Origin of the sequence: Hydrogenophilus thermoluteolus (genome assembly GCF_003574215.1) — a bacterium.
Lineage (GTDB): Bacteria > Pseudomonadota > Gammaproteobacteria > Burkholderiales > Rhodocyclaceae > Hydrogenophilus > Hydrogenophilus thermoluteolus.
Window position 1 is genome coordinate 1,052,742 of record NZ_AP018558.1, and the last position, 12,605, is coordinate 1,065,346.

At 61.4% G+C, this 12,605-nt stretch carries 12 protein-coding genes; 10 read left to right on the forward strand and 2 right to left on the reverse strand.

All coding sequences use genetic code 11. The annotated features are described in order from the left end of the window. Positions 1-15: 15 nt before the first annotated feature. From HPTL_RS05125 to HPTL_RS05160, 8 genes are all read left to right on the forward strand, one after another. Positions 16-519 (forward strand): 3-hydroxyacyl-CoA dehydrogenase family protein, encoded by a 504-nt coding sequence (locus HPTL_RS05125; RefSeq protein ID WP_197713803.1) that lies wholly within the window; start codon positions 16-18, stop codon positions 517-519. A gap of 72 nt (positions 520-591) precedes the next feature. Beyond that, positions 592-993, forward strand: a complete 402-nt coding sequence (locus HPTL_RS05130; protein WP_119335012.1) for an acyl-CoA thioesterase — start codon at positions 592-594, stop codon at positions 991-993. A 53-nt stretch (positions 994-1,046) separates the two neighbouring features. Further along, positions 1,047-2,387 carry an OmpP1/FadL family transporter gene (locus HPTL_RS05135; RefSeq protein WP_119335013.1) on the forward strand — a complete coding sequence of 447 codons (1,341 nt, stop codon included), beginning with the start codon at positions 1,047-1,049 and terminating at the stop codon, positions 2,385-2,387. A gap of 94 nt (positions 2,388-2,481) precedes the next feature. Further along, positions 2,482-4,866, forward strand: a complete 2,385-nt coding sequence (locus HPTL_RS05140) for a 3-hydroxyacyl-CoA dehydrogenase/enoyl-CoA hydratase family protein (protein WP_119335014.1) — start codon at positions 2,482-2,484, stop codon at positions 4,864-4,866. A gap of 19 nt (positions 4,867-4,885) precedes the next feature. Beyond that, positions 4,886-6,085, forward strand: coding sequence for an acetyl-CoA C-acyltransferase (locus HPTL_RS05145; RefSeq protein WP_119335015.1), 1,200 nt, complete (start codon positions 4,886-4,888; stop codon positions 6,083-6,085). Positions 6,086-6,116: 31 nt separating this feature from the next. Continuing rightward, on the forward strand, positions 6,117-6,620 hold the full coding sequence (locus HPTL_RS05150) for a DUF4442 domain-containing protein (protein ID WP_119335016.1): 504 nt from the start codon (positions 6,117-6,119) through the stop codon (positions 6,618-6,620). A gap of 36 nt (positions 6,621-6,656) precedes the next feature. Beyond that, entirely contained in the window at positions 6,657-7,463 is an 807-nt protein-coding gene (locus HPTL_RS05155; RefSeq protein WP_119335017.1) for an enoyl-CoA hydratase/isomerase family protein, read from the forward strand. 31 nt (positions 7,464-7,494) lie between these two features. Beyond that, a complete protein-coding gene (locus tag HPTL_RS05160; protein ID WP_119335018.1) occupies positions 7,495-8,415 on the forward strand; it encodes an MBL fold metallo-hydrolase in 921 nt (306 codons plus the stop codon). A 5-nt stretch (positions 8,416-8,420) separates the two neighbouring features. Here the strand turns inward: HPTL_RS05160 and HPTL_RS05165 are convergent, their stop codons facing one another. Together HPTL_RS05165 and HPTL_RS05170 are read right to left on the reverse strand one after the other, a co-directional pair. After that, positions 8,421-10,112, reverse strand: coding sequence for an acyl-CoA synthetase (locus tag HPTL_RS05165; protein ID WP_119335019.1), 1,692 nt, complete (start codon positions 10,110-10,112; stop codon positions 8,421-8,423). A gap of 49 nt (positions 10,113-10,161) precedes the next feature. Beyond that, on the reverse strand, positions 10,162-11,508 hold the full coding sequence (locus HPTL_RS05170; protein ID WP_119335020.1) for a nucleoside recognition domain-containing protein: 1,347 nt from the start codon (positions 11,506-11,508) through the stop codon (positions 10,162-10,164). Between the two features lie 107 nt (positions 11,509-11,615). Here HPTL_RS05170 and HPTL_RS05175 point away from each other — a divergent pair, with 107 nt between their 5' ends. Both HPTL_RS05175 and fliW read left to right on the forward strand, forming a co-directional pair. Then, the gene (locus HPTL_RS05175; RefSeq protein WP_119335021.1) at positions 11,616-12,101 is read left to right on the forward strand and encodes a DUF2802 domain-containing protein; all 486 of its coding nucleotides are present in this window, start codon (positions 11,616-11,618) and stop codon (positions 12,099-12,101) included. Between the two features lie 62 nt (positions 12,102-12,163). After that, positions 12,164-12,601, forward strand: coding sequence for a flagellar assembly protein FliW (gene fliW, locus HPTL_RS05180; RefSeq protein WP_119335022.1), 438 nt, complete (start codon positions 12,164-12,166; stop codon positions 12,599-12,601). Positions 12,602-12,605: the final 4 nt, after the last annotated feature.

The following is a 12,605-nucleotide window of genomic DNA, read 5'->3' on the forward strand; positions in this document are numbered from 1 at the left end:
TACACAACCAATGCCGTGCTCGCACCCTATTTGATCTCAGCATTGCAATGCGTCGAAGCGGGCACTGCGCCCGAAGTGGTCGATGCGGCACTGGAAGCCTTCGGGATGCCGATGGGGCCGATCGAACTGGTCGATACCGTAGGGCTCGATGTTGCGCTTTTGGCTGGGCAGCAATTGGTGCCCGATGAACCCACGCCTCCCCGGCGCTTGCAGCAGTTGGTTCAGGAAGGCAAACTGGGGAAAAAGACTGGGGAAGGCTATTACCGCTGGGAAAAGGGAAAAGCGGTCAAACGCACGGTCAAACCCAGCGAGATCCCGGAGGGGCTGGCAGAGCGCATCATCGCGCCGCTCATCGCCGCAACCGAACGGTGCGTGGCCGAAGGGGTGGTTGCCGATGCCGATCTTGCCGACGCTGGGGTGATCTTCGGCACGGGGTTCGCACCGTTTCGCGGGGGGCCGTTGCATTGGCGCAACACAGAAAACACCGAAAACCGGGAAACACAAGCGCGTTCGGCGTAACCGTTCAAACGTTCGTTCGTAATCGGATATGATCGAGTCGATGCCCCAATCGATCTGAGGAGCGTGCCAGCGATGACCACGCAACTGCCTGACAAACAGCCCGAACTGCGGGTGATGCCGATGCCAGCGGACCTCAACCCGGCTGGTGACGTCTTTGGCGGCTGGGTGATGGCGATGGTCGATATCGCCGGATCGCTCCCGGCGCGCAGGCGCGCCAAAGGGCGGGTTGCCACCGTGGCAGTGAATAGTTTCGTCTTCAAGCAACCCATCGCGGTCGGCGACGTGGTGAGCTTTTACGCCGAGGTGGTTGCAGTCGGAAGGACTTCGGTCACCGTGGACGTCGAGGTCTATGCCGAACGGCACCCCGAGTCGCCCATGGTGGTGAAGGTGACGGAAGCGCGCCTGACCTATGTCGCACTCGATGCGCAAGGCAAAAAACGCGCGATTCCGCAGGAAATGCCCTCTGATGCTTGAGCAAGCAGATGGGGGTTTTGGTTCGTTGTGGTAACAGTGGAGGAGTCTCACTCATGAAAAGAAATACGTTTCGTTTGACGACGCTTGCCAGCGCGCTTTTTGTTGCAGGTCTTTCTTCGGCGCACGCCGGTGGCTTCCAGCTGCTGGAACAGAACGCGAGCGGGATCGCGAACGCCTACGCCGGTTCGGCGGCGGTGGCCGACAATGCGTCGACGATCTTCTTCAACCCCGCTGGGATGACCCAGCTTTCCGGCGCGAAAGAGGTTTCGCTGGGGTTGGCGGTCGTCAAACCCAGTTTCAAATTCGCTAACCAAGGTAGTTTGGCTGCAGTGCCGCCGCTGACCCCGGTTGCGGTTCCTTTGACGGGGTCTAATGGGGCCGACGCCGGGGATTGGGCGGCGATCCCGAACGGCTATTATGCGCAACGCATCAACGATCGCCTTTCGGTAGGGGTTGGGTTTGGCGCGCCGTTCGGGTTGAAGACCGAATATACCGACGATTGGGTTGGCCGGTTCCAGTCGACCCTGTTCGATATCAAAACGATGAACGTCAACCCGTCGGTCGCGTACCGCGTCAATGACAAAGTTTCGGTCGGCGCTGGCGTCAGCATCCAGAAGATGGAAGCGACATATGATAGGTACGCAGCTACTTTGACTACTCCAATTAATCTCTCAGGAACTAAACTGCGGCTCAAGGCGGACGATGTCTCGTTCGGCTGGAACGTAGGCGTGCTGTTCCAACCGACGGCTGCGACCCGTGTCGGTCTGTCGTACCGCTCCAAAGTCAAGCATACGCTCACCGGTACGCTGACCGCAAGCGGCGGTGCTGCCGCCGTGCTTTCCAACCCTGCGATCGGTGCAGCCGGGGTCAATGCGAAGGTCGATGTCGATCTGCCCGACACCTTCATCGTCAGCTTCACCCATCAGCTCAATCCGCGTTGGGAAGTGCTGGCGGACCTTTCGTGGACGGGTTGGAGCAGTCTCGACGTCTTGCCAATTTATCGCACCAGTGGTGTACAAGCAGGGACGACTGCCGACTTGCTCGAAGCCCATTTCCGCGACACCTGGCGCGTTGCGCTCGGCGCCAATTATCACTACAACAACGCGTGGACCTTCAAATTCGGGATCGCGCACGACGAATCTCCGGTCAAGAATGCCGATACGCGTTTGGTTTCGTTGCCCGACAACAACCGCATCTGGCTCTCTTTGGGCGCGCAATGGCGGCCCGATCGCGCAACGCGCGTCGATTTCGGCCTGGCGCACCTCTTCATCAACGACACGCGTATCAGCCACAACCAAACCTCCAGTGATCCCACCAAAAATAAAGGTTGGGTGATCGGCGAATATACCGGCAACATCTGGCTGGCGGGCGTTCAGTACTCCCGCTCGTTCTGACCGGATCGTCATTTTCTGCGAACCGCCCCTTGCGTGGGCGGTTTTTTTGTGCTATCTTTCAAACAAACGTTTGAACCAACCGATGGAGGCACCAGTGGAACGCATCATGATTCGTAAAGTAGCCGTGCTCGGGGCTGGGGTGATGGGGGCGCAGATCGCTGCGCATTGCACCAACGCGAATGTCCCGGTGGTGCTCTTCGATCTCCCCGCGAAAGAGGGGGACAAGAACGCGATCGTCAAGAAGGCGCTCGCAACCTTCGCCAAATTGGATCCGAAGCCGTTCGCGGCAAAAGATCGGGTGCAGTTCATCGAACCCGCCAACTACGAGACCGATCTCGCGAAATTGGCCGAGTGCGATCTGGTGATCGAGGCGATCGCCGAGAAGATGGAGTGGAAGCGCGATCTCTACGCCAAGATTGCGCCGCATTTGGCACCGCACGCGATCGTCGCGTCGAACACCTCGGGGCTGTCGATCGAAACGTTGGCCGAAAGCATTCCGGAATCGCACCGCGCCCGCTTTTGCGGGATCCACTTCTTCAACCCGCCGCGCTACATGCCGCTCGTCGAACTCATCCCCACCGCACGCACCGACGCGGCGCTCATGGATGCGCTCGAGACGTGGCTCACGGTGCGCCTGGGCAAGTCGGTGGTGCGGGCAAAAGATACGCCGAACTTCATCGCGAACCGGATTGGAGTGTTCTCGATCCTGGCGGTGATGCACCATACCGAACGGTTGGGGTTGGGCTTTGACGAGGTCGATGCGCTTACCGGACCGAAGATCGGTCGCCCGAAGAGCGCGACCTACCGTACCGCCGACGTCGTCGGGCTCGACACCCTGGCCCACGTGATCGATACGATGGCCACCCACCTCACCGACGACCCGTGGCACGGTTACTTCGGCAAACCCGCTTGGTTGCAGGAGTTGATCGCCAAAGGGCAGCTGGGGCAAAAGACCAAAGGTGGGATCTACCGTAAAGAGGGCAAAACGATCCTGGTCCTTGACGTGCAGAAGGGCGAATACCGCCCGGCAGCCGGTGAAGTGGCGCCTGAGGTCGATGCGATCTTGGCCGAACGCGACCCGAAGGTGAAATTCGAGAAATTGCGCACCAGTACCCATCCGCAAGCCCAATTCCTGTGGTCGATCTTCCGCGACGTCTTCCATTACTGCGCCGTGCACCTCGAAACGATCGCCGACAATGCGCGCGACGTCGATTTGGCGATGCGTTGGGGTTTCGGCTGGGCGATGGGGCCGTTCGAAACGTGGCAAGCAGCGGGCTGGCAAGCGATCGCCGAGGCGATCGCGGCCGACATCGCTGCGGGTAAGGCGATGGCGAACGTTCCGCTGCCGGCGTGGGTCGAAAAGGTCGCTGGCGTGGTCCATGGTCCGCAGGGTTCCTATAGCCCCGCCAAAGGCAACTGGGTGGGTCGGCGTGCGTTGCCAGTCTACGAGCGTCAGCTCTACCCCGATCGCGTCCTGGGCGAAGCGATCATTGACCGCGGCGAGACGCTGTGGGAGAACGACGGGGTTCGGCTGTGGCGTCGTCCCGATCAGGATCCGCGCATCGGGATCGTCTCGTTCAAAAGCAAGATGCACGCGATCGGTGACGAAGTGCTCGACGGCGTGCTCGAAGCGGTGGCGCGCGCGGAGCGTGAACTCGACGGACTGGTGATCTGGCACGAAGCACCCTTTGCCGTAGGGGCGAACCTCAAGCAAGTCGCGGAAGCGTGCGCGGCAGGGCAATTCGATCTGCTCGAGCGCACGGTGGCGAAGTTCCAGGAAGCGAGCATGCGTCTCAAGCACGCCACGGTGCCGGTGGTCGCTGCGGTAGAGGGAATGGCGCTCGGTGGCGGGTGCGAATTCGTGATGCACGCGGCGCACCGCGTCTTCGCCCATGAGTCCTATGTAGGGCTTGTCGAAGTCGGGGTCGGATTGATTCCCGCAGGTGGTGGGTGCAAAGAGTTCGCATTGCAGGCGCACCGGATGGCGCAACGCGCAGCAGGCGGTGACGTCTTCCCGTTCATCCAGACCGCGTTCCAGACCATCGCGCAAGCGCAAGTGGCGAAGAGCGCGCTCGAAGCGATCCAGATGGGCTTCGGCCGCTTGGGTGACGACATCGTGATGCATCCGCGCGAGCTCCTCTACGTTGCGATCCGCCGCGCCCGGGCGATCGCGGAAGCGGGCTATCAGGCGCCGCTTCCCGAGCGTGAGATCGTCGTCGCGGGACGCAACGGGATCGCCACTTGTCAGATGTTCCTGATCAACATGCTCGAAGGCGGCTTCATCAGCGAATACGACTTCCGCGTGGGCACTGCGGTGGCACGGGCGCTCTGCGGTGGCGATGTCGAAACCGGGATGCGGGTCTCGACCGAATGGATTTTGGAGGTCGAGCGCCACGAATTCGTCGAACTCCTCAAACAAGAGAAAACTCAGCAACGGATTCAGCACATGCTGACCACCGGTAAGCCATTGCGCAACTGATCGAGAAGGGGAAGAGAAGATGAGTAAAGCGATTCAAGACGCCTATATCGTTGCGGCCGTTCGCACACCGGTCGGGAAAAAAGGCGGGATGTTCCGTCATGTGCGGCCGGACGACATGCTCGCCCATGTACTCAAAGCAGTAGTGGCACAAGTGCCTGAACTCGATCTCAACGAGATCGGTGACGTGATCGTCGGTTGCGCGATGCCGGAAGCCGAGCAGGGGATGAACGTCGCCCGCATCGGCTTGCTGTTGGCTGGCTTTCCGAACAGCGTCCCGGGGATCACCATCAACCGGTTCTGTTCCTCTGGAGTGCAGGCTGTTGCCGATGCCGCGGCACGTATCCGTTTGGGAGAGGCCGATGTGATGATTGCGGCGGGTACCGAATCGATGTCGGTGATGCCGCAGATCATGGGGAACAAAGTCAGTCTCAACCCGGCCGTGTTCGAGAAAGAGGAGAACTACGCGATCGCGTTTGGGATGGGGCTCACCGCAGAGAAGGTCGCCCAAAAATGGGGCATTTCCCGTGACGACCAAGACGAGTTTGCGCTGGCGTCGCATCAGAAAGCGCTCGCTGCGATCGACCAAGGGTTGTTCCGCGACGAGATCGCGCCCTATCCCGTGAAAACCCACCTGCCCGGTGCGCAGGGGGTAGCCCGTGTCGTCGAACAGGTTGCCGATACCGACGAAGGACCGCGTCGCGATACTTCACGCGAGTCGCTGGCGCGCTTGCGGCCGGTCTTTGCGGCACGGGGTACCGTCACGGCGGGGAACAGTTCGCAGATGTCGGACGGTGCGGGAGCGGTGCTCTTGATGTCGGAAGCAGCGGTGAAGCGCTACAACGTGACGCCGATTGCGCGGGTCGCCGCGTATGCGGTTGCGGGGGTTCCGCCCGAAATCATGGGAATCGGGCCCGTCGCGGCCATTCCCAAGGCGCTCGAACGCGCGGGCATCCGGCAAGACGATCTTGACTGGATCGAACTCAACGAAGCGTTCGCGGCGCAATCGCTCGCGGTGATTCGCGAGCTGGGGTTGGACCCCGCGAAGGTTAACCCGCTGGGTGGCGCGATCGCGTTGGGCCACCCGTTGGGCGCAACCGGCGCGATCCGCACCGCGACGGTGATGAGCGCGATGAAGCGCGACCCCAAAGTGAAATACGGAATGGTGACGATGTGTATCGGTACCGGTATGGGGGCTGCGGGCATCTTCGAACGCGTATGAAAATTGGCCAACTGAGCATCGGGGGGGCGCGATGCGCTCCCCGCTGATGCGCCATATCCCCCGCCGCTATTGGCACCACGTGCTGCGGTGGGGGTTCAACTTTTACCCCTCTTACCGGACGATTGGCGCGCGGGTCGAACGCATCGACCCCGATCTGCGCCGCATCGTCGTACGCCTGCCGCACACGTGGCGGACACGAAACCCCGCCGGTGCAACCTTCGGCGGCGCCCTTTACGCGGCCGCTGACCCCATGTTTGCGGTGATGCTGGCGTACAATCTCCCGGAGCGTACCGTGGTTTGGGACAAAGCCGCGTCGATTCGCTACCGGCGTCCCGGACGAACCACGCTGTGGGCCGAATTCGTCCTGCCAGAGACTGTCTTAGAGACGGTGGCGCACGAACTGGTCACCGTCGGCCGTTCGGAACCCACGTTCGTCGCTGTTTGGCGCGATGAGGAGGGACTTGAGTACACCACCGTGGAGAAGACGGTATTTGTCGCAACACCAGAATACATGCGCGCACGGCAAACGGCATAGCAAACCCTACGCACCAGAAAGAGGGATTTACGCATCATGAAAACGTACGAAACCTTGGTGATCACCGAAAAAGCGCCGGGGGTCTGGGCGCTGCAACTCAACCGTCCCGAATCGTTGAATGCGCTGTCGATGCAGATGCTCGAAGAGCTGGCCGACGCAGCGGGGATGCTGTACGACCTCCCAGAAGTTCGGGCGCTCATCATCATTGGCGCGGGTGACCACTTCATGGCCGGTGGGGATATCCGTGATTTTCACCGTTCGTTGGCGCTTTCTCCTGAAACCCGCAAAGCGCAATACCGCGCGGTGATCGAACGGGCGGCGAACGTCCTGGTCGAGCGGTTGACCCATGCGCCGTTCCCGGTGGTTTCCGCTGTGCGCGGCGCGTGCGCGGGTTTTGGGCTTTCGCTTGCGTTGATGGCCGATCTGGTGGTGGCAAGCCGCACGGCCTACTTCACCACCGCGTACCTCAACATCGGGCTTTCCGCCGACGGGGGGATGTCCTATCTTTTGCCCCGCGCGGTCGGTGCGAAGCGCGCGGCGCGGTGGCTGCTCCTTGCCGAACGGTTTTCAGCCGAAGAGGCGCTTGCTGCGGGTGCGGTGAGCGAAATCGTCGCGGATGACCAGCTCGAAGCGCGGGTCATGGAAATTGCGACGCGTTGGGCACATGGTCCGCGCCATGCGTTGCTGCGCATGAAGCGGCTCTTGGCCGAGTCGATGGAACATACGTTGGAGGCGCAGCTGCTCGAAGAGGCGGATGCGTTTTCGGCATGTAGCGCAACCGAGGAATTTGCCGAAGGCGTCACCGCCTTTTTGGAAAAGCGCCCGCCGCGCTTTCCCGGGTGAGTCCTAAAACGCCGTATCGTACCCAGTGCGCATGACTGCCTCCTTGCCCGAATCGATCCAGGTCCTTGAACGCGGCTGGTTGTCGTCGAACAGCGTTTTGCTCTTCGACGGCGAGACGGCAACGCTTGTCGATAGCGGCTACGTGACCGAAGCCGGCGAAACGGTGGCGATGCTGAACGCCGCGTTGCGGGGCCGAACCCTGACGCGCCTCATCAATACCCATTCCCATTCCGACCATATCGGGGGTAACGCGGCGGTCCAGCGCGCCTTTGGTTGCCGAATCGCGGTACCCGAAGCATTGGCTCCGATCGTCGCCCGTTGGGACCGCACCGCGCTGTTACTCGATGTCGCCGGACAAAACGCCGAGCCCTTTTCCGTCGATGAGACGATCGCGCCTGGTGACACGTTCGTGGCGGGTGGGTTGTGCTGGGAGGCGATCGCGGCACCGGGGCACGACGCGACCGCGCTGGTCTTCTACAACCGGGAACACGGCGTTTTGCTCTCTGGCGATGCGCTCTGGGCCGATGGCTTCGGAATCCTCTTCGGGAACGTGCTGGGGAGTCATGACGCGCTACCGGATGCCCGCAATACGCTCAAGAGATTGCAGTCGCTGGCAGTCCAATGGGTGATTCCCGGGCACGGCGCCCCGTTTCAGGACTTTGCAGGCGCGCTCGACCGTGCGTGGGGGCGACTCGAAGCGTTTGCCAAGGAACCCAAGCGGATCGCGCGCAACGCGCTTCGCGCCTGTTTCGCGTTCTACCTGTTGGAACACCGGCGGTTGACGCGCGACGCGATCCACAGCGCACTCGCCACGATTCCGCTCTTCGTGCAGGCCAACGACCGCTTTCTCCACCAATCACCGGAAGCACTCACCGAATGGGTTGCCGCGGCGCTGGTTGCTGCCGGGCGAGCGCGCTGGGAAGGGGAGACGTTGGTCGCGCTCATCTCTTGATCGGGTCACGGGTTTTTCTGCCGTTTCGCTGCCTCTTCGTCACGCAATACACGCCGTTGGATCTTGCCAGTGGTGGTCATCGGGAGTTCGGCGCGAAATTCGATCTCCCGCGGCGTTTCGTACGGGGCAAGATACTGACGCACGTGGTTGCGCAGCGTCTCGACCAGCGCGTCATTGCCTTGCCAGCCCGGTTGCAGGACGACGAACGCTTTGACGTAGCTGCCTTTCGTCTCGTCGGGCACGCCGATCACCGCGGCATTCACTACGGCCGGATGCTTCATCAAGCAGTTCTCGATTTCGTTGGGTCCGATGCGGTAGCCGCTGCTTTTGAAAACGTCATCGAGCCGGCCGCGATACCAGAAATAGCCGTCGGCGTCGCGGACCGCAAGGTCGCCCGTTCGTCCCCAGGCGTTGGGGTCGGACGGGTCGCCGAAGAATTTCGCTCGGGTCGCTTCGGGGTTGCGCCAATATTCGAGGAAGAAGATCGGGTCGAGCGTGCCGTGGCAGCTGCGTCGGACGCAGATCTCGCCCTCTTCGCCAGGTGGCAGTTCGTTTCCTTCGTCGTCGAGCACCGCAATCTCGTGTCCCGGATAGGGCAAACCGACTGCGCCGGGCTTCGCCGGCCAGATCGCGCGACATCCGCCCAGAAGGTAGTTGATCTCGGTCTGACCGAAAATTTCGTTGATCGTCACCCCCAGTTGCGTTTGCGCCCACCCCTGCAACGTTTCGCCCACCGCTTCGCCGCCGCTCATGATCGTGCGCAGATGCAAGCGGAAGTGGCGTTTGGGTTCCGGGCAGTGTTTCATCATCATTTTGAGCGCGGTGGGGAAAAGGAAAGTATTGCGTACCTCGTAGTGCGCCAAGAGCCAATAGGCTTTTTCCGGATCGAACCTTCCCCGGTATGCCAAGAGCGGCTGGCCGAAATACCAGGTGGGGAGGAGACCATCGAAAAGCCCCCCGGTCCACGCCCAATCGGCCGGTGACCAGAAGAAGTCGCGACGTTGGGGATAGAAATCGTGCGAGCAAACGAAACCGGGTAGGTTGCCCAGCAGCGTGCGATGGGCCATCAACGCCCCTTTGGGGTTTCCGGTGGTCCCACTCGTGTAGATGATCACGGCCGGGTCGTCGGCTGCTGTGGTCACTAGGGAAAAATCGTCGGCAGCGGTGTCGAGCAACCGTTGCCAGTCCTTGATCCAACCATTTGCGGCACAGGCCGTCTGGGCGCGCACCAACAGGACGGATTCCAACTGGGGTAATTGTTCACGCAGCGCTTCCACTTTGGGCAGCGTCGATTCGTCGACGATCGCCACCTTCGCGGCAGCGTGGTTCAACCGGTATTCGAGCGCTTCGGGGCCAAAGAGATGCGAAAGGGGCAGGGCGATTGCGCCCATCTGGTACGCTGCGATGTGCGCGATCGCGGTTTCGGGGCGCTGCGGCAGGATGATCGCAACGCGCTCTCCTCTTGTGACACCCAACGAACGCAATGCATTGCTGAGGCGGTTGGCCGCTTTTTGGATCGCCCAAAAGCTCCACGTTTCCCGGTGGCCCGTTTCGTCCTCATAGAGCAGCGCCAGACGGCCACGGTCATCCGCCCAGCGCCGACAGCAGGCGTGCGCGATATTGAACCGCTTCGGGATTTGCCAGCGGAAATTGTCCCATAGCGCTTGCCAGCTGCCCGCTTTGCGGTCGAGTTTCATGGTTGTCTCCTCTTTTGGTGTGAAAATGCATTGGGGTGATTCCATTCGGTCAGACGTCTGGGTAGAGCCAATGAACGGCTGCCACGGCTGCGGCGATCCCGGCCAGATCCGCAAGGAGCGCCGCAGCGAGCGTATGGCGGATCCGCTTGACGCCTACCGCTCCGAAATAGACCGCGAGCACGTAAAAGGTGGTCTCCGTCGATCCTTGGAGGGTTGAGACGAGCCACCCCACCAACGTATCCGGCCCAGTTGCCGGGTCGCTCAGGATGCTTGCCATCAACGCATACGCGCCAGACCCAGAAAAGGGGCGAAGCAGCGCCATCGGCAAGGCTTCGGCAGGTAACCCGATTGGCGTGGTGATCGGGGCAAGCAATGAGACGAACCCCGTGAGCGCCCCGCTTGCCCGCAGCATCGCAACTGCTACCAAGATCGCGACCAAGTAAGGAATGATGCGCAACGCCACCTGAAAACCGTCTCGCGCTCCTTCGACGAATTGCTCATAGACCGGGACGCGGCGCACCGCACCAAACAGGAGGAAGAGGACGATCAACCCGGGAACCAGCCAGGCCGAAAGCGCAGCGCCAACCGCGAGTGAAAGCGGGATAAGCGCGAGGATGCCTGCAAAAAAAAGACCTGTCGCCCAAAGGGGGTAGGGCGGTAACGAAGGGGTTTCTTCTAGCGCTGCTTGGGTTTGCGGGTCCAGCGTCGCCTCGGGCGGCGGTGGAAGTACCTGAGTTGCCGCTGCCCCGTGCACGTCACTGGGTGCTTCGTCCATTGGCTTTACCACAGTCCGTCTGCTTCCCGCAGGAAAAAAACGCGCCAATCCCCACGCTGCAAACCCAGCGGTAAGCGTCGCGCAGGTCGTCGCGATCAGCGTGGTGGGCAGGATCGCGGCCGGATCGCTCGACCCCAAGCTGGCACGCAGCGCGATCACCCCAGTGGGCAACAAGGTCAGTCCCGACGTATTGAGCGCCAGAAACATCGCCATCGCGTTCGTCGCCGTTCCCGGGTGGGGGTTCAACCGCTCGAGCGCCTCCATCGCGCGAATGCCAAAAGGGGTGGCGGCGTTCCCCAACCCGAGAAGATTGGCGGAAAAGTTCATCACCATCGCACCCATCGCCGGATGGTTCGCCGGTACGTCCGGGAAGAGGCGTACCATGAGCGGTTGCAACAAGCGCGCGATGATCAAAAGAAGCCCCCCTGCTTCGGCGATGCGCATCAACCCCAAAAAGAGGCTCATCACTCCGATCAACCCGATCGCCAAGGTCACCGCTTGCCCCGCGCCGTCGATCGCCGCTTTGGAGAGCGCTGCCATCGTTCCCGGTGCAGACGTGGTTTCCCGCCAGGCCGCGGTGGCGAACGCAGTGACGACCAGAAAAAGGAAAAATCGATTCATCGCAGAATTGCCCGGAGAAATCCTCGGTATTTTGCCCGCGATCGACTCGATGGGCTTTCTACAATCCTAACATCGGAAAGCCAGAATCGAAGCGGGGAGCGGGTGCGATGACAGCGTTCGTCATGGTGGTGATGGCGGTTTCCTTGGCGTGGTTGCTCGTCGAAGGGTGGCGGTGGTGGCGCGCCGGTCAAGCGCTTGCCGCCCATGCCGGTAACCCTTTCGCGACCCATCTGGAAACGCGTGCGTGGCAACAGGAGATTCAGCAGTTGCGGGTGGTCATTGCAACGCAGCAGCAGCAGATTGCCGCGTTGCAAGCGGAAATCGAAGCAATCAAAGCGAGCGCGGGCAACGCCGCTTCCCATGCCGACGCTGCGCGAACGTCCGAAGCCCCTTCAACTCCAGCGAACCGAACGGCTTCCGACCTCGAACGTTCGGGGGCGAACGTCTCACCGGAATACGCTGAGCCGTTGGCGTTGGCACGTCGAGGGGCCGAACCGGAAGAACTGGTGAAACGGTGTGGCGTGTCGCTTGCTGAAGCGCAACTCATCTGGGCGCTGGCCAACGGCCCGCAGGAGGTTCGCCAAGAGGCGTGATCGCGAGCCATTTCGCGGGTGCTGGTGTATGATCGTAAAATAGAGGAAAAAAGGAGCACACCATGAAACTGACGAGTCCGGTGCTGGGGGAGATCGAGGTCGATGACTCGAAAGTGATCCACTTTCCCAATGGATTGGCGGGTCTCGGGCATCTCAAGCAATTCGTGTTGGCCCACGAAGAGCCGGCGCAGGGAGAAACGCCGCGCGTGTTCATTTTGCAGTCGGTCGACGACCCAGAAATCTCTTTCTCTTTGGTCGTGCCCGAAGCGTTGGGGGTGCGCTATGAACTGGAACTCTCCGACGAAGAAGTGACGCTTCTTCAGGCGACGGCGCCAGAAGAGGTCGTGATCGCAGTGATCGTCCGTCGCGACGATGCGCACCCTGATAGCCATGGGCTCAAAGCCAACTTCATGGGGCCGATCCTCATCAACACCAACACCCGGCAAGCGATGCAAAAGGTGTTGGACCGCTTCAACTGTGACATCGTGATTCGTGGCTAAGGAG